Source organism: Pseudogemmobacter bohemicus (assembly GCF_003290025.1).
Taxonomy (GTDB): domain Bacteria; phylum Pseudomonadota; class Alphaproteobacteria; order Rhodobacterales; family Rhodobacteraceae; genus Pseudogemmobacter; species Pseudogemmobacter bohemicus.
Genome location: NZ_QNHG01000004.1, coordinates 49,687 through 71,966 on the forward strand (window position 1 = coordinate 49,687; position 22,280 = coordinate 71,966).

Sequence of the window (22,280 nt, forward strand, 5' to 3'; positions counted from 1 at the left end):
GGGTTGAGACGGCAGCCCATTGCGCCAGGAATGATCCCGAATGTCCGACAGCCTGCCCCCCTATTACTTCCGCATCCGCGAGAATGGCGCCTCGGTCTGTCGGGTGGATACGGAAAACCGTCAGCGCCGGATCGAGCTGGAAGAGATCGCCAGCGTCAATGTGAAGAACGGAAATATCCGCCCGCATGGGGATCGGGAGCTGTCCGAGCCCGATCTGGAGGCGATCCGCAGCTGGCTGGGGGAAAGGCGCGCGTTGCTGGAAGCGCGCGAGACGGATGACATCCTGCGCACGGTGGATCACCTGAACCTGACCTCACAATGGGCACAATCAAAGGCCAGCGACGCGCAGCTGGAAGAGGTCACCGATGCCCTGCTGCTGGCCATGCATGACCTGCGCAGTGTGCTGGTCAGAAAGAAAGCCGAACGCCTGAGCGAATGATGCGCTCCACCCGCCAAGGGGGTGCCGGAATTCAGCGAATTCCGGTCAAATTTCTTTCAAGAAATTTTCTAAGATTTTTTGAAAAAATCTTAGCCCGCATAGTGGCAGGCGGTTGGGCCAGGTCAGATCTGCTTTTCGGGCATGTGGACGATCAGCCCATCCATTGCAGGCGTCACTTTCAGCTGGCAGGTCAGGCGCGAGCGCAGCGGATCCGGGTTCCAGGCGAAATCCAGCATATCCTCTTCCATCGGATCCTTTGCAGGCAGTTTCTCCACCCAGTCCGGATCGATATAGACATGGCAGGTCGAGCAGGCGCAGGCGCCGCCGCAATCGGCCTCGATCCCGGGAATGCCATTATCCCGCGCGCCTTCCATGACCGTCAGGCCGGATGCGACCTCGACCTCATGCCGTTTGCCGCCAAATTCGATATAGGTGATCTTCGCCATTGCCGTCCCGGTCTCCGTCCGCATCTCAGGGGCCCTGATCAAGGCCCGGCGCTGAATTCCCTGTTCCGTCCATCACATATGCCATCCGGCGCCGCTGTTCCAGAGCGGTCGCAGCAAGGCCGGAATGCGACATGCCGGGCCGGCTGCCCCCCGACCGGCCCCAGTGCCGGATTGCCACGCCGGCCGGCTTCCGCCATCTGCCTCTTGTTGCCGCCCCCGGGATGCGGTTAGCCTTTGCCCCGGGCAGATGCCCGCAGCAGAGCCGGACCAGATGCGCCCGCGCGCCCCGGATGCGCCTGAGCGCCATTGATCCGGCCAGCCGGTGACCGGAAGAACAAGAGCAAATCCGATGATCTCCTCCTTGCTGCCCTGCTTCCTTGCACCGCATAAACAGCGCAGCCGAAGACCCCCCGTAAGCCTGCCAAGCCGCCGCCTCCCCGCTCTTCCGATCCCCTCATTTCTCATCCCCACATTGCTGATACCCGCATTTCTGATCCTCGCCGCCTGTGACGACGGATCGGTGCCCACCGGCCCGACACGCGCCGATTTCTCGGCCGAGATCGTCGATCTCAAGGGAAAACCCGGCCCTCCCAAAGGCCCGGAAGGCGCCTGCTGGCAATCCGACATCCGCCCGGCCGTGATCGAGACGGTTACCGAACAGGTGCTGGTCAGCCCGGAAACCCGCGATGAGGCCGGCACTCTCCTGAGCCCGGCCCGCTTTGCCTCGGAAGCGCAGCAGCGCATCGTCTCGGATCGCAGCACTGTCTGGTTCCGCATTCCCTGCCCCGATGTTATGACACCTGAATTCATCGCGACCCTGCAAAGGGCGCTGAAAGCGCGGGGCCTGTATCTCCTGCCGCTGACCGGCGTGATGGATGCGCCGACCCGCACGGCCCTGCGCGGCTGGCAGCAGAGCCGGGGGCTCGATTCCGATCATCTCTCGCTGGCGGCCGCGCGTGAGCTGGGCCTTGTGATCGGAAATTTCTGACCCGACAGGCTTCTGCCCGTGCGGGGCAGAGCCATGGGCGCCTGGTCCCTGCGAAAAAGGCGGCAGGGTTTCCCCCGCCGCCCCCTTTATCCGAGGCCTTGCAGCCGGGATCACTGTATAAGCAGTGCCACGAAGCGCAGATCGCCGCCCCGGCTGTAGCGCAGCAGGACCGATTTGCGGCCCGCTTTTTTGGCATCCTCGATCCGGTCCTTCAGATCCTGGGCCCGGACGATCTTCTGCTGGCTGACCTCGGTGATCACATCGCCCTCGCGCAGGCCCTTGGTCCAGGCCTCGGAGGCCTGGTCGATACCGGCAACTATCAGCCCCTCGGTCGAGGCGGGGATCCCAAGCTGATCGCGCAGCGCATCGGTCACCAGATCCAGCTGCATCCCGAGGATGTCCAGCTGCGCCTGGGGTGCCTCTTCCTGATCGGCCGAGGCCGGATAGGTCTTGGGCTCTGCCTCTTCGCGCCGCCCCAGCGTGACATTCAGCGTCTCGGAGCCGCCCTCGCGCAGGACGACCACCGGCACCGCCTCACCCACCGGCGCATCGGCGACGCGGCGGGTCAGGTCGCCGGCATTCCTGACCTCCTGGCCGTTGAAGAGCTGGATCACATCGCCCGCCAGCATGCCGGCATCTTTGGCCGGGCCATCCGGAACATCGGTCACCAGCGCGCCGCTGGCAGCCGCCAGCCCCATTGCCTCGGCAATATCCGGCGTCACATCCTGGATACGCACACCCAGCCAGCCGCGCCGGGTCTCGCCGAATTGCTTCAGCTGATCGACAACCTTGGTCACCACATTCGACGACATCGAGAACCCGATCCCGATCGAGCCGCCGGTCGGCGACAGAATCGCGGTATTCACCCCGATCACCTGGCCATCCATATTGAACAAAGGCCCGCCCGAATTGCCGCGGTTGATCGCCGCATCGGTCTGCAGATAATCGTCATAGGTGCCCGAGAGCTCGCGGTTCCTGGCCGAGACGATCCCGGCCGAAACCGAGAAGCCCTGGCCCAGCGGGTTCCCCATCGCCACCACCCAGTCGCCAACCCGGGCGAGGTCGGAATTGCCGAAGCTGACAAAGGGCAGCGGCTTGTCGGTCTCGACCTTCAGGAGCGCGATATCGGTCTGCGGATCGGTGCCGACCAGCTTCGCCGGCAGCTTCTCGCCGCTGAAAAACTCGATGGTGATCTCATCGGCGCCTTTGATCACATGGTCATTGGTGACGATATAGCCGTCTTCCGAGATCACGAAACCCGAGCCGAGCGCCTCTGAGCGCTGCGGCCCCTGATCGCCCTGGCCGCCGAAATCCTTGAAGAAATCCTCAAGCGGGCTGCCCTCGGGCGCCACCGGCCCCCCATCCGAGGGGCGCGAGACCATCGACGAGGTGGTGATATTCACCACAGACGGGCTGATCTTCTCGGCAAGATCAGCGAAAGTATCGGGGGCACCGAAGGCCATGACCGGGGCCGGCGCGGTAAAGGCAAGCCCGGCGCCAAGCGCGAGGGCCAGCATGGTGCCATTGAGCAGCCCCGTCCTGAGGCCCGTCCGGAGGGATGGGCGCGCAGGCAGCGGCGAAACAGTGTGGGAGCGGGACAAATCTGGTCTCCTTTGGACATGCAGCCGGATCGCCGGGGATTGGAGTCGCCTGTGGCCGGTCCGGTTCAGTGCATAAGAAACTCTGAGCCAAAGCCGTGCGCAATGCAAACCCTGTCGCGGCCTGTCAAAGCAGCGTGAACAGATCGGATTGAACGGGACCAGGCTCGGAAAAAACCTGCGGCTCGCAGCGCAGCAAGAGTATGAAATCGCTCTGTATACAGAGCCGGTCTTCGGGTCACCCGAGAAGGAAGGAAATCCTGCGATGCCATTTGGATATACCAGGTTCATCAATAGCCAGCGTGGAAGTTGGATCGTCCGCGTCCTCGAATTGCCGCAGAACCGCGATGCAATGATCGCCAGTGCGGCCAGGGAGCGTCCTCCTGCCGAAGCAATCGACGCATTGCCAGAGATCATCGAGATGCAGCCAGATGCCAAAGAGAGAACACTGATCGGGCGTGCGATCCGGCCCATAATGGAACGTGCCGGCTGGACGGTCGGCACGCCGCGACAAAGCATGCCCTTTCCTGGTGTCACCTTCGGTTCGGGAACACTTTACCACCGCGCAACGGGAACGGGGAACGACTGAGCGTGCCGGCGCGACCACTGGCCTGACATTTCACCGAGACCGCAAAGAAAAGGGCCGGCACATGGCCAGCCCTTTCCCCCGTGTCTTTCTGCCTCGCATGCGAGGGTTTCGCTTACTCCACCGGAGCCGGAGCCGGAACCGGCTGCGGCGCGGGTTGCGGCGCCGGGGTCACCTCTTCCGGGCTGGGCAGGGTTTCCGGTGTCTCGACCGGCGTATAGGCAGAGCTGCCGGGCGAGCGCAGGTAAGAGAAGAAATCGCTGTCCGGCTCCATCACGATCGAAGAATTCGACCCCTTCAGCGCCTGCTCATAAGCCGTGAGAGAGCGGATGAAGGCAAAGAATTCCGGATCCTTGCCATAGGCCTCGGCGAGGATGGCGTTGCGTTCCGCATCGGCCTCACCCCGGATCACCGAGGCACTCCGGCGCGCAAGCGAGGTCTCTTCGACCACGGTGCGGTCTGCGGCTGCGCGCACACGTTGCGCGGCCTCGCCACCCCGGGCGATCTCGTCTGCCGCCTCACGGTCCCGCTCGGACCGCATGCGGTCGAAGGTGGCCTTGAGGTTGGCATCGGGCAGGTCGGTGCGGGTCAGCCGCACGTCGATCACCTGAACGCCCATCGACTGCGCCTCGCGCCGCGCAATGGTCAGGATCTCGTTCATCAGCGCGGAACGGTCCTGGCTGAGCACGCGGTCCTGGGTGGTGTTACCCAGCACCTCGGGGATCGCCTGCTGCAGGATGTTGTTCAAAAGCGCCTGGGCGCGTTCCTCGGCTCCGGCACCAACCGCCTGGCGGAAGGCCTGGAGATCCGAGATCCGCCAGCGTGCGAAAGCATCCACCACCAGCCGGCGATCCGACAACAGCGTCACCTCGATCGGCGCGGTTTTCAGGCCAAGGATCCGGTCTTCGTAATAGACCACTTCCTGAATGAACGGCATCTTGAAGCCGAGGCCGGCATCTTCCTTGATCTGCCTCACCTGGCCAAATTGCAGCACCAGCGCCTTCTTACGCTCATCCACGATGAAGACCGAGGACAAGGCCGTGACGACAAGGGCGATCAGGACGGGAACAATGACAATCGAGCGCATCAGTTGGTCCCTCCGCCGGCTGCCGCAGGTGCGGCGGGCGTCGCGGCAGTGCCGCGTCCCAGTTCATTGAGCGGCAGGAAGGGCAGCACGCCCTGGCCATTGGCTCCGCCACCGACCCCGTCAAGGATCACCTTGTTCATGCCCCCATAAACCCGTTCCATCGTCTCAAGATAAAGCCGGCGGCGGGTGATTTCGGGCGCCTTCACATATTCGGTATAAACCGAGAGGAAGCGCGCGGCCTCCCCTTCGGCCGAGTTGACGGCTTCGGCGCGGTAGGCTTCGGCTTCTTCGGTCAGGCGGGCTGCCTCACCGCGCGCGCCGGCGGTGACGCGGTTGGCGTAACCATCCGCCTCGTTTTCCAGCCGCGAGCGTTCGGCCTGGGCCGATTGCACGGCGCGGAAAGCATCGGCCACATCCGATGGCGGCTGGGCGCGGCGAAGGTTCACACGGATGACCTGGATGCCGGCATTATAGGTATCAAGGGTGCCCTGCACCGCCGTCCGCAGATCCGAGGAAATCGCCCCCCGGTCGCGGTTGAGAATCGGCGACAGTTCCGAGCGCGCGATGATGTCGCGCATCGCGGATTCCGACACGGCGCGGATGGTTTCCTCGGGATCTGCGAGGCTGAAGAGATAGGCCTCCGGATCGGTGATGTTCCACACCACCTGGAAGCCGATATCAACCACATTCTGGTCACGGGTCAGCATCAGCTCGCCGGCATTGCCATCGACAGCACCGATATCGGTGGTGCGCTCGCCCGTCACCTGGACTTTTTCATAGGTCACAATCGGCCAGGCGGCAAAGTTCAGACCGGGATTGCCGATGCCCGAAGCCTCACCGAGGAACAGCTCGACCGAGCGCTCTTCCGGGCGCACGGTGTAGAAGGACATGAAAGCCCAGGCCGCCACCGCCGCCAGGGCGCCGAAGACCAGACCCTGTTTCGTAAAAATCGGACCAAGGCCCGGACCCTGCGGCCCGCGCGGACCGCCGCCGCCGCCATTACCCCTCTGGCCGCGCCCGCCCATCAGGACACGCAGCTGCTCCTGCCCCTTGCGCAGAAGATCGTCCACTTCGGGGATCTGCGGGCCACCCTCACCCGGGCGGCGCCCGCCATTGGGGCCACCATTGGGCCCCCCGTTCGGATTGCGACGTCCATCATCGTCGTCGGAACCGCGGTTGCCGCGACCATCATCGCCACCTCCGCCCCAGGGACCTCCTGCCATCTATACGTCCTTTTCCTTCACAATATCACGGTCTCAATTGGGCATCCCGGCCGGAATTTCAAGCCGGAGCGATGCCGCAGCCCCACACCTTTGCGGGAAATTCAGCTTTCGCCGCGCTACCTGCGGACCGGGTTGCGCATGGTCACCAGTTCCTCGGCCATGGTCGGATGCACGGCACAGGTACGGTCGAAGTCTTCCTTGGTTGCCCCCATCTTCACCGCAATGGCGGCAAGCTGGATCATCTCGCCCGCTTCGGGCGCAACGATATGGCAGCCAAGAACCCGGCGGGTCTCAGTACAGACGATCAGCTTCATCAAAACCCGCGCATCCGATCCGGCAAAGGCCGAGCGCATCGGGCGGAAGCTGGTCGCATAGACTTCGATCGGGCCCTGGTCGCGGGCCTCTTCCTCGGTCATCCCCACCGCGCCGAGTTCCGGCTGGGTGAAGACGGCGGCGGGGATCAGCGCGTGATCAACCGGGGTCGGGCGGGCATGGAAGACGGTCTCGACAAAGGCCATACCCTCACGGATCGCCACCGGGGTCAGGTTCACCCGGTCGGTGACATCGCCAATGGCATAGACCGAAGGCACCGCCGTCTGGCTGTATTCATTCACCTCGACCTGGCCGCGCCGCCCGATGCCGATACCGATCTCTTCCAGCCCCAGCCCGTCGCTGTTCGGGCGCCGGCCGGTGGCAAAGAGCACATGATCCACCTCGCACAATTCGCCGGTGGTCGAGCGGACCGCACAAGGCCCGGAGCCCGACAATGCGCCCGACAATGCCCGCCGCGCATCCAGCTGCAATTCCGCAGCCGGCGCCGCGAAACCGTCATCCAGCGAGCCCTTCGGCCCCATCGCCGCGATATTGGTGCCGACGCGCAGACTGATCCCCGAGGCCCGCATCGCCTCGGCCACGAGGCCGCGCGCCTCATCGTCGAAGCCGCGCAGGATCTGGGCGCCGCGGTGGAATTGCGTGACCCTGACGCCAAGACCCTGAAGGATGCAGGCCATCTCACAGGCGATGAAACCGCCGCCAACGATCAAAAGCCGCTCGGGCAGCTTTGCGAAGTTGAAAATATCGTCCGAGACAAGGCCCAGTTCGGCGCCCGGCAGATCGGGCCGCTCGGGCCGCCCGCCGGTGGCGATCAGGATATGTTTCGCGGAAATCCGGCGCCCGTCGGCCAGCGCGACCTCATGCGGATCAACCAGCCTCGCGCGGCTGTCATGGATGGTGACGCCCGAGCCATCCAGCAGCCGGCGGTAAACGCCCTCCAGCCGGTCCAGCTCGGTATGAAGGCGCGCCCGGAAGGCCAGCCAGTCGAAATGGCCCTCGGGAATGTCCCAGCCATAGGCGCGGGCCTGCGAGGGCAGCTCGCGGAAGGAAGAGGCGAAAACCATCAGCTTCTTCGGCACACAGCCCCGGATGACACAGGTGCCCCCCATGCGGCTTTCCTCGGCCAGCTGCACACGGGCACCGGTCGCCGCCGCCATCCGCGCCGCCCGCACACCACCCGAGCCGCCACCGATGACGAAAAGATCGCAGTCGAAAGCCATCAGTCGAGATCCGCGAAAATATTGTCGGTAGGGGCGAAATGGATCTGATCATCGCTGACCGAGCCGGTATTGATATCGCGGACCGAGACCTTGCCATCGGGCGATCCGATCACCACGATGTCGCAAATGTCGATGAAGAGCCCGTTCTCGACCACACCGGGGATCTGGTTCAAAACCAGTGCCAGCTGGCGCGGATTGCCGATCCGGCCCAGATGCAGATCGAGAATGTGGTTCGCCTCATCGGTGACCAGAGCGCGGTCACCGGTCAGCCTGAGGCTCACATCCCGCGTCATCACATCCATGGCAACGAGGGTTTCCTCGATCAGCGCCTTGGTGGTCTGCCAGCCAAAGGGAATCACCTCGACCGGCAGCGGGAAAGCCCCCAGACGCGAGACCTCTTTCGCGGCATCGGCGATGACGATCATCTGATCCGAAGCCGTGGCGACGATCTTTTCCTGCAACAGCGCGGCGCCGCCGCCCTTGATCAGGTTCAGATCGGGGTCGAACTCATCGGCGCCATCAATGGTCAGATCCAGCCAGCGCACCTCATCGAGCGTGCGAACGGTGAGCCCAAGGCTGGTCGCCAGTTCCGCCGTGCGGCTGGAGGTTGCGACCCCGGTGACCCGCAGCCCCTCCTCGCGCACCCGCTCGGCCAGACAGCGCACCATCCAGGCCGAGGTCGAACCGGTTCCGAGCCCAAGCTTCATCCCGTCCTCGACGAATTCAACCGCACGTTTCGCGGCAACGAATTTGGCTTTGTCGATGGGGTTCAGATCGGCAGGCATGTGGGTCTCCGGGCTGTGGAAGAGGCGCGCGGCCTGGACCCGGGCTTACCCCAATCGCGGCGGAAGGGCAAAAGGCTTTTGGCCGCAACAGAGAGGGGGCCCTGCCCCCTCGGCTCCTTCAGAGCCTCACCCCCGGGATATTTAGGGACAGATGAAAGAAGCAGCCCATTTCATCTGTCTCTTAAATATCCCCGCCGGAGGCTTCCGAAGCCAGCCAGAGGCGCGACCATCAGCAATTGGGCACATTGACAGCCAGACCGCCCAGTGAGGTTTCCTTGTATTTCTCATGCATATCATGGCCGGTCTGACGCATGGTCTCGATACAGGCATCGAGGCTGACGAGGTGCTGGCCGTCCCCGCGCAGGGAGAGCGAGGCGGCGGAGACCGCTTTGATCGCGCCGAGGCCGTTCCTCTCGATACAGGGCACCTGGACGAGGCCCTTCACCGGGTCGCAGGTCATGCCGAGATGATGTTCCAGCGCGATTTCGGCTGCGTTTTCGACCTGTTCCGGTGTCCCTCCCATCACCGCGCAAAGACCCGCTGCGGCCATGGCGGCGGCAGAGCCGACCTCGGCCTGGCAGCCGCATTCCGCCCCGGAAATCGAGGCATTGTGTTTGCACAACCCCCCGATGGCGGCGGCGGTCAGCAGGAAATCTCCCACTTTCGACGGCGTCGCCCCCGGCACATGATCAAGCCAGTAGCGGATCACCGCCGGCACCACACCGGCCGCGCCATTCGTCGGCGCCGTTACCACCTGGCCACCGGCGGCGTTTTCCTCATTCACCGCCATTGCATAAAGCGACATCCAGTCATTGATCGTATGCGGTGCCACCAGGTTCAGCCCTCGCTCGGCCTGGAGCGCGTCATAGATGCCCTTCGCGCGCCTGCGCACCTTCAGCCCGCCGGGCAGGATGCCCTGACCTTCGATACCACGGTCGATGCAATTGTTCATCACCTCCCAGATCCGCGACATGCCGCGTTCCAGATCCGGAGCGGAACGGAATTTCAGCTCGTTCTGGCGTTTCATCGCCGCAACCGAGAGACCGGATTTTTTAGACATCTCCAGCATTTCAGCCGCCGACTCGAAGGGCCAGGGCACATCCGCCTTCACCTTTGAACCGCCCCCGGCAAGGTCTGCCAGCTCGCCCGCAGTCAACACGAAGCCACCGCCGATCGAGTAATAGATCTCCTCAAAAATCACGTCGCCCTCGGCATCGGTCGCCTTCAGAACCATGCCATTGGCATGGCCCGGCAAGGAAGGCCCGAAATCGAAGCTCAGATCATTGGCCGGATCGAAGACCAGCGCCGGCAGGCCCGGCGGCGTCACCGTTTTCGTCGCACGGATTTGTGCCAGCGCGGCCTCGGCCTTGTCGTGATCATAGCTTTCCGGCTCGAACCCGGCGAGGCCCAGCACCGTTGCGCGGTCGGTCGCATGCCCCACCCCGGTAAAGGCCAGCGAGCCATGCAGCACCGCCCTCACCCCCTTCACCTGAAAGGGCGAACCGCGCAGACGGTCGAGAAAGCGGGCGCCTGCGACCATCGGGCCCATCGTATGGCTCGACGAGGGGCCGATCCCCACTTTGAACATATCGAAAACCGAAAGAAACATGCGCGCGTCCTGGCCAGTTGCTGGGGGCAGAATGACCGCCCCCGCGACAAGAGGTAAGCGAGAAAACGACAGAAGCAATCCTCTGAGCGGCACTCATCTTTGCCCGCCTTTGCGTCAGGCACCGCTGTCGTGTTTCGCCCTCCGGTTTTTCCTGTTTCCCCCGCCCGACACAGCCGCTATAGCTCAGCCGCATTTTTTCTATCAAAAGGCAGGCTCGGATCATGGCCAATGTGGTTGTCGTGGGCGCCCAATGGGGCGACGAAGGTAAGGGCAAGATCGTCGACTGGCTCTCGGAGCGCGCCGATATCGTCGCCCGCTTTCAGGGCGGCCATAATGCCGGCCATACGCTGGTGATCGACGGCAATGTCTACAAGCTGTCGCTGCTCCCTTCGGGCATCGTGCGGGGCGGCAAGCTCTCGGTGATCGGCAATGGTGTCGTGCTGGACCCCTGGGCGCTTCTGTCCGAGATCGACAAGCTGGCGGGCCAGGGCGTCGAGATCAACCCGGAGAACCTGATCATCGCGGAAAACACGCCGCTGATCCTGTCGATCCATGGCGAGCTGGACCGTGCCCGCGAGGCGCAGAATTCGGTCTCAAAAATCGGCACCACCGGGCGCGGCATCGGGCCGGCCTATGAGGATAAAGTCGGGCGCCGGTCGATCCGCGTGGCGGATCTTGCCGATGAGGAAACCCTTGATACCCGTATCGAGCGCCTGCTGACCCATCACAATGCGCTGCGCAACGGCCTTGGGCTGGAGCCGGTCGATGTGGTGGCACTCAAAGCGCAACTGCAGGAAGTTGCAGGAAAAATCCTGCCCTATGCGAAACCGGTCTGGAAACATCTGACCGAGGCGCGCCGCGCGGGCAAGCGCATCCTGTTTGAAGGCGCGCAAGGCTCGCTGCTGGATGTCGATTTCGGCACCTACCCCTATGTGACCTCGTCGAACACCCTTGCCGGCATGGCTGCGACCGGCGTGGGCCTTGGACCGACCTCGATTGATTTCGTCCTTGGGATCGTCAAGGCCTATACCACCCGCGTCGGCGAAGGCCCCTTCCCGACCGAGCTTTTCGACGAGGATGGCGAGCGTCTTGGCACCCGTGGCCATGAATTCGGCACCGTCACCGGGCGTAAGCGCCGCTGCGGCTGGTTTGACGCGACGCTGGTGCGCCAGACCTGTGCGACTTCGGGCGTGTCGGGCATTGCGTTGACGAAACTCGACGTGCTGGACGGATTCAAGACACTGAAAATCTGCGTCGGCTATGATCTCGACGGCGAGCGGTACGACTATCTGCCGACGGCTGCGAAGCTCCAGGCCCGCGTCACGCCAATCTATGAAGAAATGGAAGGCTGGAGCGAATCGACGCAAGGGGCGCGCTCGTGGAATGATCTGCCGGGTGCGGCGGTGAAATATGTCCGCCGCATCGAGGAACTGATCCAGTGCCCGGTTGCGCTTCTGTCGACCAGCCCCGAGCGGGACGACACCATCCTCGTCACCGACCCTTTCGCGGACTAAGCCGATGGCGCTCAGCTACAAGAAACGCAAACGACTGGCGCTCCTGATCCTCGTGGTCGGGCTGCCGATCTATTGTGTGGTGACGCTGGCGCTGATCGGGCTGGCGAATGACACCTGGTGGTCCCGTCCCGGCGAGCGGATGCCCCTGTTCATGGAGGCGGTGATCTTCATCGGCCTCGGCCTTGCCTGGGCGCTGCCTTTGCGGAAAATCTTCCTCGGGATCGGCCAGCCCGATCCTGACGCGCCAAAGGAGCCCTGACATGCTGAAAGTCATCGCCCAGGATTTCATCCGCGCTGAATCAATTGCCGAAGCGCGCCTGCTCTACGCAGAACTGGTTCAGCTGAGCCAGGCCGAACCGCTCTGCATCAGTTATGATCTTTTCACCGATCAGAAAGATCCCGGCCATTTCATCTTTGTCGAGACCTGGCCGGATCGCGCCGCGCTTGATCTGCATTGCGAGACCGAGCATTTCCGCCGTCTGGTACCGCAGATTGATGCCCACCGGCGGCAGGAAGGGACATTCCTGCTGATGGATGCCTTCTGACCCTGGCGACGGAACATCAACAAAGGCGCGCGAGGGAAACCCCGCGCGCCTTTTCATTTCAGCCGCTTACAGCGTGAAATACATATTCGAGGCTGCCGCCACCGCCACACCGGCGGCAAGCACCAGGTAAGGCAGGATGCCGGCCTTCCTCTCAAGCATATCACGCGAGGAAACGCCCAGATCTTCCAGCATCCGGTCGGGGAATTTGCCCTTGTCGGTGACATAATGGCGGAAGGCGAAGACCGGGATGATCAAAGCCGCCGCCACGATGCCGGACATCAGCGTCCCCGCCCCCCAGACATTCGCCCCTGCCCCCAAAAGCACCATATTGACGAAGCTGAGCGCGACACCTGCCGCCATCAGGATGGTCGGGCAGCGCCAGGGCCGCGGCACATCGGCATTGTCGATGCGATGGATCCAGCCGGAATTGAGGTTGAGGAAGTTGAAGATCAGGTAGCAGCAATTCGACACGGCCAGCACGAAAAGGTAATCCGACATCATCAGAAGGATCAGGTTGAAGGCCAGATCCGTCCACATCGCGGTCACCGGCGCGCCGTGCTCGTTGACGCGGCTGAGATATTTCGGCAGCCAGCCATCGACCGATCCCTGATAGAGCGTTCTGGACGACCCCGCCATCGAGGTCATAATCGCCAGCATGGTCGCAAGGATCAGCAACACCACCATCAGTTTGGTGATGAAGGCGCCGCCTCCGACCATCTCGCCCATCACCTGGGCGACGCCGGTGCCATCGACGATCCCCGGCTCCATGATGCCGGCGGTGCCGAGATAGCCCTGGAAGGCCAGCGGCACCAGGGTGAAGATCACCACGCACAAAAGGCCGGAATAAAGGATCGCGCGCACGGTATCATGCTCCGGGCGGCGGAACTCGGAGGTGTAGCAGATCGAGGTTTCGAACGCATAGGTCGACCAGGCCGCGATGAAGAGACCTCCAAGAAACAGCGTGATCCCCTGACGGTCCCACAGCCCTTCGACCACATTCCCCGCCTCATCTGTCGCCAGCGGCGTCAGGGGAAACAGGTTATCGGCCGAGACATTGCCGGTCAGGAACGGCACGATCCCCACGACCAGCAAGGGCACGATCACCGCGACGCCGATGATGGTCTGGATCCGCGCGGTCGACAGGATGCCGCGATGCTGGATCGCAAAGACCACCAGCAGCACCGCCACACCGATGAAGAAGGTCGCGTTGATCCTGAGCGAGATCCCCTCTTTCAGGAATCCAAGATCGAGGAAGGTGATCTGCCAGGTCAGCAAAGCCGACTCCGCCGGCGCGAAGGTGGTCAGGATATAGCCCGCCGCCAGCCCCGATCCGATCGCCAGCACCGGCGTCCAGGCCAGCCAGTTGCACCAGACCGACAAAGGCGCGATCACCTTGGAATAGCGCACCCAGGCCGAGGCGCCGTAAACCGAGGCGCCGCCGCTTTTCGACGGGAAAAGCCCCGCGATCTCGGCATAGGTATGGGCCTGGATGAACCCGAACGCGACCGAGATGATCCAGATCACCCAGCTTGGTGTGCCGACGGTCGCCGCGATACCGCCGATGGAAAACAGAACCAGCGCCGGCACGCCGGCGGCAACCCAAAAGGCCGCAGGCCAGCCGATCACCCGATGGAGCGTATTCTCCTGACGCCCCGTTCCCGCATCATTCATGCTCAAATCCCCCTCCTGTTGGTCAGAGTTGATGGGCCCGCTCTGTTATTATGCGTGGCCCGTTTGGATGGTGGCGCTCAGAAGCCACCTCTTGCGCGGCCGGGGTCTTTCCCCGACCGGAAGACATGCCGCATCGCAGGACGGCAGCCGGGCTTCGCGGCTGCGAAACGTCCGGTCTGGCGGTTGTGACGGATGGCGGAAATAAAAGCGCCAGGCCCCGGGACGCGAAAGCAGGGTGTCCCGATGACAGAAGGCCCTAAAACAGAAGGCCCGAAGACTGGGGCAACAGCAGAAGGATAAGCCGAAAACAAGGACCCTGCCCTCCCCGGCGCCGCCCTCTGGGCGGCCATCTGTGCCCGTCTGCGCGGCGGAGCTGTGAAATATCCCGGGAACGATGCGGGTTTCGCCCCGATTCGGGAAGCTGAATTTTATTCTCAGGAAATTAATTCCCAGAGTATGAAACATCTGCCCGCTTTGCCGGCGAATCGCCGCACAGATCCGCAGCGGTTCCGCCGCCGATGCCCAGTCGATCTGATACCCAGTCGATCTGATACCCAGTCGATCTGATACCCAGCCGATCTGCTGCCCTGCCGATCTGCGGATCTCCCGCGCGCGACGCCATCGCTCCGCCGGGTCGGCACCGCGCAAGCAAAAGGGCCGGTCCCCTTCCGGAACCGGCCCTTTTGATCATGGGTTAATGCCCGCGCGGAGTTCAGCCGAGGATGCGGCGCGCCTCTGCCAGCACTGCCGAAGTCGGGGCTGCGGCATATTGGCCGCGACGCAGCTTGACCAGCCGGCCCTCGCGCAAGAGGGTGCCAAAGGCCCTCAAACCTTCCTCACGGGTGAAGATCTCGCCCAACTCGCCCGCGATCACCCGGCTCATCAGCCAGGGACGGGTGAAATGCTCGCGCTTTTCGACACAGACAGCCCAGGCGGCAGCGGCCTCCATCAGATCGGGCAGCGAGCGGGCGCCAACCTCTTCGGTAAAGGCTGCGAATTCGCCATTGGTGGCAAAGATATTGCCGGCCTCGGCCTCATCCTCATCCGGCTGACCGGCGATGTCATCGGCCAGATCGTCATCAGCCAGATCATCCTGAGCCAGATCGCCCTCCGACAGGTCAGCCGTGAAATCGACGACGGGCGCCGCATCGACGGGGCTGACCAGGCCAAGGATGTCCCCGGCCTCTTCAGCAGCGCTTTCCGCCTCGGCCTCGAAATGACCAAGCGGCGTTGCGACAGCGGCGGAACCATGCACCAGATGCGGGCGCGGCCCTGCCTCGCGCAGGTCACTGCGTTTCGACTGGTCGATCCGTTGTTCCGAGACCAGCACCAGCGGAGCGGGACGCGATGGGGCCGGCTGTTCCGGCCGGACCTCCGAAATGGCCCTGGCAACCGCACCCGGATCATGCGAGATGCCGGGCGCCGCAACAGTGCCGGTCGCCAGGGCCGTTTCGCCACCCCGGACCGGACGCACCGGGCGCACCGGACGAACCGGGCGCGGCGCCGGCGCATGGGTCACCGACTGCGCGAGATCATCGCGGTAGGCATCCTCACGCTTGCCGGGATCTTCCGGCGTCACACCGGCGCGGCGATCCGCAATCGCGGCGGCCACGGCGGCTTTCAGATGCTGGATCGAGGCGATCCGGCGTTTGTTTTCCGGCCCGGCCATCTCGTCATCCGCCTGTTTCATCAGGCGGGCGAGATCCTCATCCGAATGCGGGCGATCGGCTTCCGGCGCGGGGGCGGTGCCCGCCACAGGCTTCACAGCGACGGGCTGCGGCTCTGCCGGCGTCTCAACCGGCGCAGCAGCGGCGGCATTGACCGGGTTGTCGACACGGCGGATCCGGATCACCCGGGCCCGGGCGCGCTCCAGCCGCGCCGCCGCAGCGGGTTCCAGCGTGGTTGCATCGGAGGCAGGCATGGATCCGGCGAAGGCTGCGGGCTGATGCCCTGCTTCCGGCGCGCCGGGATTGACTGCGTCTGGATTGATTGCGCCTGGATTGATTGCGCCGGTTTCCGGTTTGATATCATCGGCATCCGACGCGGCCGAGGTCGGGGCCTGCGCGGATAGATCCGCGGCGGCGATACCGGTTTCGGCAGCCTCTTTGACCTCGCTCAGCGCATCCTCAACCTGCTCCTGACGCTCGGCCGAGACCGCGCGGACCCGGTTTTCCGCCGCTTCCGCCGCATCGCGCAGCCGGTCGTCCGCCTCTTTGGCGACATCCCGGATCGAGGAGCCGAGCGCATCGGCCAGGGCAGCAGCATCCGCCGCAGCCCCCGCCTCTTCCTGTTCGTCGGCCTTATCCTGTTGATCCGACACAGCCGGAGCCGAAGCGGTCACGACCCGCTCCTCCTCGGCCAGGACATCGACGAGGCCGGATTCAAAGCCGGTGTCAACCGAAAGGGCCGCAATCAGATCCGCCGCGTCCTCCCCCGATTGCGCAGAGGGTTTTGCGGCCCCGGTCACCGGGCCCAGTTCGTTCTCGATCTGCGCCAGTTCGGCGCGCAGATCCTGGTCGAGCCCGGCAATCACATCGTCAGGCGACAGGTCATCTGCCTGTGCCGAAGCCTCGGCCGCCGGCAGGACATCGTCAAGCGCGGCCTCCCAGGCGGCTTCGCTGTCGTCATAATCGGGGTCATCGGCAAAGGCATCGCCGGCGATTTCTGCGGCCCTGGTCTTTGCCCGGCTGGCGGCCTCCTGCGCATCCGCCGCGGCCTGAACCGCAGCCGCAGCCGCCGAGGCGGTCTCTTCCGGTGAGGCTTCGCGCGAAAGGCTGGCGATCAGGCTGCCGATCCCGTCATCTTCCGCCGTATCGGCAGCAGGCGCAGCCGCCTTATGGTCCTGATCCTGAGCCCCGGCAGCCGTGCCGGTCAGCTCTGCCGCCAGTTCGCGCAATTCAGCCAGGGCCGCCGCGCTGGTGCCCTCGGCACGCGGCTGTGCCGCAACCGGCGCCGCAGCGGCCTCGATATCCCCGGCGTCGAAATCCCCGGCAGGCGTCACATCATCGGCCACGAAGAGGATATCCGCCCCGGCAGCACCGGCAGCCTCAGCCCCTGCGGGCTCTGCCACCGGCTCCGCTGCAAGGGCATCCCCCCCGGCACGCACGGCCTCGGCAACCCCGGCCCCGGCAACTGCTTCAGACGCCGTTTCCGGAGCTTTCTCTGTCACATCGGCGACAGACTCATCTGCCTCTTCGGTAAAGGCCGCGCGCAGTTCCTCATCGGCAGCGACAAGCGCGCCGTCTTCCGACACATCGCCCAGCTCCGGCTCGAACTCATCATGCTGTACCCCGGCATAGCCAGCGGTCGCAACCGGATCGTTCTCTTCCTCGATATCGGCAAATGCGGCGGCAGCCGCCGCCGCCAGCGGTGCAGCCGCAGCCTCTTCGGCCCGCACACCCGGCTCGACCGAGCGGCGCAGGCGGGCGAGTTTCGCCGCCACGCCTTCGGGGATCGATTCGCGCAACGCGGGCGCTGCCGGCGCTTCGGTCTCTTCACGCCGCGCCTTCGGTCCCTGAGCGGCAACCGGAGCAGGAACGTCGTCGGTCAGCTCGTCGGCGCTCAGTGCGGGGTTCCCGGCAGTGGCACGCGCAACGGCCTCACGGGCGGCCCGACGCTCTTTTCCGGTGATGGCGGGGGCCACCGGCTCTGCCGGGGTTTCCTCGGCGACCGGAACCTCAGCGACCGGAGCCACCGGCGGCCGGTGTTTTTTTACCTTTGCAACCGGCGCCTCGCTTTCGCGGGCAGGCTCAACGGGGGCGGGCTCAACGGGAGCCTCAGCAACCGGGGCGGCCACAGCAGCGGCCGGCGCAGGCGCAGCGGCAGATTCGCCCTCTTCCTCATCGCCCGCACGCAGCACCAGGCGGTTATCAGTGATCCTCGCCTCGACCCGGCGCTGGATCTCCCGCTCGGCGATCCGGTGCAGCATCGCGGCATCGGGCTGCGGCGGCTCGGCACCGAAATAGCGATCCTCTGCCGCGAGATCCCGGAAATATTCGGCAATAGCCCGCATCGTGTTAAAGGGCTCGTCAAAGCCCTCGAGCGTGCAGCTGAAGGTCCCATAAGAGACGGTCAGGATCTTGCTGGCATCATTCATCGACGCGGACCTCATACTTTCCATGGAGGAAACATTGCCGGTGCTTTGTTCGAATCCATGGACAGACCGGGGTAATTTGAAGGATTGATTGTGTCCGCCCATCATGGGCTTTGCCTTAATTCGAACAGTATCCGCATGAAATCACCTCTTGTTCAATGCCCTGATCAATGCCCTGGACTTCACTTCTGCGATGGGATCACCCTGGTCGGCGGCGGCCCGGCGAGTGCGCGCGATCTGGCGCTGGCGCTGCGCCTGGCGCCGGTGGCAGTGGCGGCGGATGGTGGTGCGGATCGGTTGATTGCGGCGGGGATCACCCCCACTGCGGTGATCGGAGACCTCGATTCGATCTCGTCCGCAGCGCTGGCGCGGGTGCCCTCCGAAAGGCTGCACCGCATCGCAGAGCAGGATTCCACCGATTTCGACAAGGCGCTCAGGGCGCTGACGGCGCCGGTGATCCTGGGGCTGGGCTTTACCGGCGCGCGGATGGATCACGGGCTGGCGGTTCTGAACAGCCTCGTGCGCCATGCAGAGAAGCCCTGCCTTGTTCTGGGGCCGAAAGACGTGGCCTTCGCGCTGCCGGCGGGTGAGACACGGCTGCGGCTCGGCCCCGGGGACCGGGTCTCACTGTTTCCCTTTGCCCGCGTGACGGGCACGAGCCTGGGGCTGGAATGGCCGCTGGACGGCCATGTCTTTGCCCCGGACGGCTTTATCGCCACCTCGAACCGGGCTTCGGCGGCGGATGTGGTGCTGCGGGTCGATCAGCCGGGCATGGTGGCGATCCTGCCCCGCAACCGGCTGCGTCAGGCGATCCGGGCGGTCTCGCGCTGAGCGGCGCGCTGGCGGATGGCGATCCGCTCGCGATGCACGAGGTAGAGGCCCGAGGCGATGATGATGGCGATGCCGGTAAAGCTGAGCCGGTTCGGCAGGTCGTGGAACACGAGGTAGCCAAGGATCACCGCGATGACGATCTCGAAATAATGCAGCGGGCCCAGCGTGGCCGAGGGCGCATAGCCCAGAGCCATGGTCATACACATATGGCTGATGCAGGCCCAGAAGCCGACCCCGATCAGCCAGAGCCAGGTGATGCCTTCGGGCATGACAAAGGCCAGTTGCGGCAGCGGCCCGTTCCACATCACCATGAGCACCGGCAGGCAGATCACCACCCCCGCCCAGCTGGTATGGAACTGCATGGCGACCGGATGCATGAAGGATGACATGCCGCGCGTGACCAGCATGTAAAGTGCGAAACCGAAGGCGGTGCCCAAGGGCCAGAGCGCCATCAGCCCGAACACCGTCAGCGAAGGCTGGATGATCAGCAGCGAACCGGCAAAGCCGACGATACAGGCGGCGATCCGGCGCGGGCCGACCTCATCGCCGAAAATCCAGTGGCCGAGGATCAACAGGATAAAGGGCTCCAGAAAGGCCACGGCGAGGGCATCGGCGATGGGCATCACCGTCAAACCCGAGACGAAGGAAAAGGTCGAAAACGCCAGCAGAATGGCGCGCAGGAAGACAAGACCAAGCGCGCGGGCGCCAAGCACCGGCGACAGGCCCATCAGCAGGATCACCGGCGCCATCATCAGCCCCTGGACGATGAACCGTGCCGCCGTGATCCAGCCGACCGGGATCCCGGCCTGGGCCGCCAGTTTCGACGACACATCCAAAAGCGGCGCCAGGGTGCAAAAGGCCAGCATCAGGATAATGCCGGGCAGGATGCGGTCGGTGGCGCGGACGGAGTGCGATGTCACGGGCGCGGATTGGGAAAGGGCCTTGGTCATGCCCATGGCTAGCCCGCGCGGATCGCAGCTGCCATGCTGAAAACGACAGCAGGCTGCCCGATTTCGCGGCAATGATTCTGGGGGCCGGTTCAGCGGCCATCCCGGATCTGCCCGGCCATTGCACCACGCCGGCCCGGCCCGGCCCGGCCCGGGACGAGACGGGCCAGTCAGCCCAGTCACCAGCGCTACAAAGCGGACCGGCCGGATCAGACGATCAGCGGCATCGCGCTTGCAAGGCCCAGGGGCCGGCGGTGCAAACCGGGCGGACCGGATCAGACCAGGAGCGGCCCGGTTCTCGCAAGGCCTTGCTGAACAGGGTGAAAACCGGGTGGGCCGGGCTGGCCCGCAGCCTCCCGATCCGCCAGGAATTACCCGCCCGCCCGGGCGGCGGCTCAGCCGAAATGCCGGATGCCGCTTTCCGTCACCATCACATCCAGCCGCTGATCGGTGCTGTCGATCGGCACTTCGGCCATTTCCTGGGCGTCAAAGGCAAAGCCCACGGCGAGCGTCGGGCGCCTTGTGCGCAGCATCTCCAGCGTGCGGTCATAAAAGCCGCCGCCATAGCCCAGCCGGTAGCCGCGCGCGTCAAAGGCCAGCATGGGGACGATGACGACTTCCGGCTCAAGCCAGGCGCCTTCGGCCGGGATCAGCGCCTTGAAGGCACCCTCGACCAGCGCTGCGCCGGGTGTCCATTCGCGAAATTGCAGCGGCATGTCGCGGCCCGGGATCACCGGCAGCCCCACCGGCCCCTGATGTGCCGCCATGGCAGGCAAAGGGTCGATCTCGGTCCGGAAGGGCATGTAACCCGAAAGGACCTTGCCGGCATGGGCGGCAAGGAAATCCGCCAGCAGTGCAGCCGCCTGCCCCTGCCCTTTCGCGAAGGCCTCTGCCCGGGCCGCCGTTGCCGCCGCGCGCGCCGCCGCCTTGATCTCTTTCATAGCAATATCACCGTCGCGAGGCCCAGAAACGCAAAGAAACCGATCACATCGGTCATTGTCATCACGAATGTGCCCGAGGCAAGCGCCGGGTCAAAGCCCAGCCGCTCCAGCCCCAGCGGCACCAGGATTCCCGCCAGCGCGGCCACCAGCAGGTTGATGACCATCGCCATCGCCAGCACCAGCCCCAGCCAGGGCATGCCCAGCACCAGCCACCCCGCCAGCCCCATCAGACAGGCAAAGACCGCGCCATTGATCAGCCCTGCCAGCGCCTCGCGCCGGATCACCCGCATCGCATTCGAGACCGTCAGATCCCGGGTCGCCAGCGCCCTGACCGCAACCGTCAGCGCCTGCGTCCCCGCAATCCCCCCCATCGAGGCGATGATCGGCATCAGCGCCGCCAGGATCACGATCTGGCCGATGGTGCTTTCAAACTGCCCGATCACCAGCGCCGAGATATTCGCCGTGATCAGATTTATGAAAAGCCAGGGGATGCGGCTTTTCACCGTCACCAGCACCCCGTCCTGGATCGAGGCCTCATCCGACACGCCCGCGAGGCGCAGCATGTCCTCTTCATGCTCTTCATCCAGCACATTCATCGCATCGTCGATGGTGATGACACCCACGAGCCGCCCGTCTTCATCCACCACCGGGCAGGAGATCAGGTGATACTGGTTGAAGTAATAGGCGACATCGGCCTCCTCATCGGTGGCCTTCACCGTGCGGAAACTGTCCTCGGTGATATCTTTCAGCTTCGCGTCGCGCGCGGCCGAGAGGATGCGGCCCAGGGTGACATAGCCCGTCGGGCGCATCCTCGGATCGGCAAGGATCACATGGTAGAACTGATCGGGCAGCCATTCGGCGCCGCGCAGGAAATCAATCGTCTCGCCCACATCCCAGTGTTCGGGCGCGACCACCACCTCTCGCTGCATCAGGCGCCCGGCGGAATATTCCGGATAGGACATCGCCTGTTCGACCGCGACACGGTCGGCATCTTCCAGCGCATCAAGGATCTTTTCCTGCGCCGGCTCGTCGAGGTCTTCGAGAATATCGACCACGTCATCGGTGTCGAGTTCACGGACCGCCTCGGCCACCACCTCATCGGGCAGCGCTTCAATGACCTCTTCCCGGATCGACTCGTCGATCTCGGACAGCACATTGCCGTCGATGCCACCATGCCAGAGCGCCAGCAGCCCACTGCGGTCGGATGAGGAAATCTGTTCCAGAAGGTCGGCGATATCGGCGGCGTGCAGCGGATCCAGCAGCGCGTCCAGCCGCTCGGTATCCTTCGCCTCAACGGCGTCGAGCACCTGATCCAGGCGTTCGGCGGCCATTTGCTCCTCGTCGCGCTCTTCGACCGTTTCCTTCATGGACGCTCCTTCACCGCATTCTGCGGTTTTACCGGAAGCCGTTTGCGGGAAACAGGG

19 protein-coding genes are annotated in these 22,280 nt (G+C 64.4%); 7 read left to right on the plus strand and 12 right to left on the minus strand.

The window, feature by feature from the left end:
* The first annotated feature begins 40 nt into the window (after positions 1–40).
* Positions 41–439, plus strand: coding sequence for a hypothetical protein (locus DRF71_RS19355; protein ID WP_112312216.1), 399 nt, complete (start codon positions 41–43; stop codon positions 437–439).
* A gap of 122 nt (positions 440–561) precedes the next feature.
* Here the strand turns inward: DRF71_RS19355 and DRF71_RS19360 are convergent, their stop codons facing one another.
* Complete coding sequence (locus DRF71_RS19360; RefSeq protein WP_112312691.1) at positions 562–885, minus strand: 2Fe-2S iron-sulfur cluster-binding protein; 324 nt, start codon at positions 883–885, stop codon at positions 562–564.
* A 472-nt stretch (positions 886–1,357) separates the two neighbouring features.
* On the opposite strand from DRF71_RS19360, the gene DRF71_RS19370 reads away from it, so the two are divergent.
* The gene (locus tag DRF71_RS19370) at positions 1,358–1,873 is read left to right on the plus strand and encodes a peptidoglycan-binding domain-containing protein (protein ID WP_232831599.1); all 516 of its coding nucleotides are present in this window, start codon (positions 1,358–1,360) and stop codon (positions 1,871–1,873) included.
* Between the two features lie 110 nt (positions 1,874–1,983).
* Here DRF71_RS19370 and DRF71_RS19375 read toward each other — a convergent pair whose 3' ends face one another.
* The gene (locus tag DRF71_RS19375) at positions 1,984–3,390 is read right to left on the minus strand and encodes a Do family serine endopeptidase (protein WP_112312219.1); all 1,407 of its coding nucleotides are present in this window, start codon (positions 3,388–3,390) and stop codon (positions 1,984–1,986) included.
* 232 nt (positions 3,391–3,622) lie between these two features.
* Between DRF71_RS19375 and DRF71_RS19380 the strand changes: the two genes are divergently transcribed.
* Positions 3,623–4,060 (plus strand): hypothetical protein, encoded by a 438-nt coding sequence (locus DRF71_RS19380; protein WP_112312220.1) that lies wholly within the window; start codon positions 3,623–3,625, stop codon positions 4,058–4,060.
* A 112-nt stretch (positions 4,061–4,172) separates the two neighbouring features.
* Here DRF71_RS19380 and hflC read toward each other — a convergent pair whose 3' ends face one another.
* From hflC to DRF71_RS19405, 5 genes are all read right to left on the minus strand, one after another.
* Positions 4,173–5,144, minus strand: a complete 972-nt coding sequence (gene hflC, locus DRF71_RS19385) for a protease modulator HflC (RefSeq protein WP_408634553.1) — start codon at positions 5,142–5,144, stop codon at positions 4,173–4,175.
* Positions 5,144–6,367 carry an FtsH protease activity modulator HflK gene (hflK, locus tag DRF71_RS19390; protein WP_112312222.1) on the minus strand — a complete coding sequence of 408 codons (1,224 nt, stop codon included), beginning with the start codon at positions 6,365–6,367 and terminating at the stop codon, positions 5,144–5,146. Before hflK ends, hflC begins: the two co-directional genes overlap by 1 nt.
* Before the next feature lie 116 nt (positions 6,368–6,483).
* Positions 6,484–7,920: an FAD-dependent oxidoreductase gene (locus DRF71_RS19395; RefSeq protein ID WP_198672287.1), complete on the minus strand. Its 1,437-nt coding sequence runs from the start codon at positions 7,918–7,920 to the stop codon at positions 6,484–6,486.
* Positions 7,920–8,705 carry a ribose-5-phosphate isomerase RpiA gene (gene rpiA / locus DRF71_RS19400; protein ID WP_112312224.1) on the minus strand — a complete coding sequence of 262 codons (786 nt, stop codon included), beginning with the start codon at positions 8,703–8,705 and terminating at the stop codon, positions 7,920–7,922. The genes DRF71_RS19395 and rpiA overlap by 1 nt, the downstream gene beginning before the upstream one ends.
* 229 nt (positions 8,706–8,934) lie before the next feature.
* Positions 8,935–10,314, minus strand: a complete 1,380-nt coding sequence (locus DRF71_RS19405; RefSeq protein ID WP_112312225.1) for an L-serine ammonia-lyase — start codon at positions 10,312–10,314, stop codon at positions 8,935–8,937.
* Between the two features lie 221 nt (positions 10,315–10,535).
* On the opposite strand from DRF71_RS19405, the gene DRF71_RS19410 reads away from it, so the two are divergent.
* The 3 genes from DRF71_RS19410 to DRF71_RS19420 are packed head-to-tail and all read left to right on the plus strand — an operon-like array spanning position 10,536 to position 12,373.
* Entirely contained in the window at positions 10,536–11,828 is a 1,293-nt protein-coding gene (locus DRF71_RS19410; RefSeq protein ID WP_112312226.1) for an adenylosuccinate synthase, read from the plus strand.
* 4 nt (positions 11,829–11,832) lie between these two features.
* Positions 11,833–12,087 (plus strand): DUF2842 domain-containing protein, encoded by a 255-nt coding sequence (locus tag DRF71_RS19415; RefSeq protein WP_112312227.1) that lies wholly within the window; start codon positions 11,833–11,835, stop codon positions 12,085–12,087.
* A gap of 1 nt (position 12,088) precedes the next feature.
* Positions 12,089–12,373, plus strand: a complete 285-nt coding sequence (locus tag DRF71_RS19420) for a putative quinol monooxygenase (RefSeq protein ID WP_112312228.1) — start codon at positions 12,089–12,091, stop codon at positions 12,371–12,373.
* Positions 12,374–12,439: 66 nt separating this feature from the next.
* On the opposite strand, the gene DRF71_RS19425 is transcribed toward DRF71_RS19420, so the two are convergent.
* Positions 12,440–14,044 carry an APC family permease gene (locus DRF71_RS19425; RefSeq protein WP_112312229.1) on the minus strand — a complete coding sequence of 535 codons (1,605 nt, stop codon included), beginning with the start codon at positions 14,042–14,044 and terminating at the stop codon, positions 12,440–12,442.
* A 712-nt stretch (positions 14,045–14,756) separates the two neighbouring features.
* On the minus strand, positions 14,757–18,140 hold the full coding sequence (locus DRF71_RS19430; RefSeq protein WP_112312230.1) for a coiled-coil domain-containing protein: 3,384 nt from the start codon (positions 18,138–18,140) through the stop codon (positions 14,757–14,759).
* Positions 18,141–18,275: 135 nt separating this feature from the next.
* Here DRF71_RS19430 and DRF71_RS19435 point away from each other — a divergent pair, with 135 nt between their 5' ends.
* Positions 18,276–18,968 carry a thiamine diphosphokinase gene (locus tag DRF71_RS19435; RefSeq protein WP_112312231.1) on the plus strand — a complete coding sequence of 231 codons (693 nt, stop codon included), beginning with the start codon at positions 18,276–18,278 and terminating at the stop codon, positions 18,966–18,968.
* Here DRF71_RS19435 and DRF71_RS19440 read toward each other — a convergent pair.
* The 3 genes from DRF71_RS19440 to mgtE form a co-directional block, all read right to left on the minus strand.
* Positions 18,941–19,918, minus strand: a complete 978-nt coding sequence (locus DRF71_RS19440; RefSeq protein WP_232831600.1) for a DMT family transporter — start codon at positions 19,916–19,918, stop codon at positions 18,941–18,943. The two genes, DRF71_RS19435 and DRF71_RS19440, sit on opposite strands and share 28 nt — an antisense overlap.
* A gap of 392 nt (positions 19,919–20,310) precedes the next feature.
* Entirely contained in the window at positions 20,311–20,856 is a 546-nt protein-coding gene (locus DRF71_RS19445; protein ID WP_408634554.1) for a 5-formyltetrahydrofolate cyclo-ligase, read from the minus strand.
* Positions 20,853–22,223, minus strand: coding sequence for a magnesium transporter (gene mgtE / locus DRF71_RS19450; RefSeq protein WP_112312233.1), 1,371 nt, complete (start codon positions 22,221–22,223; stop codon positions 20,853–20,855). The genes DRF71_RS19445 and mgtE overlap by 4 nt, the downstream gene beginning before the upstream one ends.
* Between the last annotated feature and the right edge of the window lie 57 nt (positions 22,224–22,280).

Bases quoted from the DNA above. Each gene is read 5' to 3' on its own strand.
- DRF71_RS19355 (WP_112312216.1), top strand. From the start codon at position 41: ATGTCCGACAGCCTGCCCCCCTATTACTTCCGCATCCGCGAGAATGGC.
- DRF71_RS19360 (WP_112312691.1), bottom strand. From the start codon at position 885: ATGGCGAAGATCACCTATATCGAATTTGGCGGCAAACGGCATGAGGTC.
- DRF71_RS19375 (WP_112312219.1), bottom strand. From the start codon at position 3,390: ATGCTGGCCCTCGCGCTTGGCGCCGGGCTTGCCTTTACCGCGCCGGCC.
- hflC (WP_408634553.1), bottom strand. From the start codon at position 5,144: ATGCGCTCGATTGTCATTGTTCCCGTCCTGATCGCCCTTGTCGTCACG.
- hflK (WP_112312222.1), bottom strand. From the start codon at position 6,367: ATGGCAGGAGGTCCCTGGGGCGGAGGTGGCGATGATGGTCGCGGCAAC.
- DRF71_RS19395 (WP_198672287.1), bottom strand. From the start codon at position 7,920: ATGGCTTTCGACTGCGATCTTTTCGTCATCGGTGGCGGCTCGGGTGGT.
- rpiA (WP_112312224.1), bottom strand. From the start codon at position 8,705: ATGCCTGCCGATCTGAACCCCATCGACAAAGCCAAATTCGTTGCCGCG.
- DRF71_RS19405 (WP_112312225.1), bottom strand. From the start codon at position 10,314: ATGTTTCTTTCGGTTTTCGATATGTTCAAAGTGGGGATCGGCCCCTCG.
- DRF71_RS19410 (WP_112312226.1), top strand. From the start codon at position 10,536: ATGGCCAATGTGGTTGTCGTGGGCGCCCAATGGGGCGACGAAGGTAAG.
- DRF71_RS19415 (WP_112312227.1), top strand. From the start codon at position 11,833: ATGGCGCTCAGCTACAAGAAACGCAAACGACTGGCGCTCCTGATCCTC.
- DRF71_RS19420 (WP_112312228.1), top strand. From the start codon at position 12,089: ATGCTGAAAGTCATCGCCCAGGATTTCATCCGCGCTGAATCAATTGCC.
- DRF71_RS19425 (WP_112312229.1), bottom strand. From the start codon at position 14,044: ATGAATGATGCGGGAACGGGGCGTCAGGAGAATACGCTCCATCGGGTG.
- DRF71_RS19430 (WP_112312230.1), bottom strand. From the start codon at position 18,140: ATGAATGATGCCAGCAAGATCCTGACCGTCTCTTATGGGACCTTCAGC.
- DRF71_RS19435 (WP_112312231.1), top strand. From the start codon at position 18,276: ATGAAATCACCTCTTGTTCAATGCCCTGATCAATGCCCTGGACTTCAC.
- DRF71_RS19440 (WP_232831600.1), bottom strand. From the start codon at position 19,918: ATGACCAAGGCCCTTTCCCAATCCGCGCCCGTGACATCGCACTCCGTC.
- DRF71_RS19445 (WP_408634554.1), bottom strand. From the start codon at position 20,856: ATGAAAGAGATCAAGGCGGCGGCGCGCGCGGCGGCAACGGCGGCCCGG.
- mgtE (WP_112312233.1), bottom strand. From the start codon at position 22,223: ATGAAGGAAACGGTCGAAGAGCGCGACGAGGAGCAAATGGCCGCCGAA.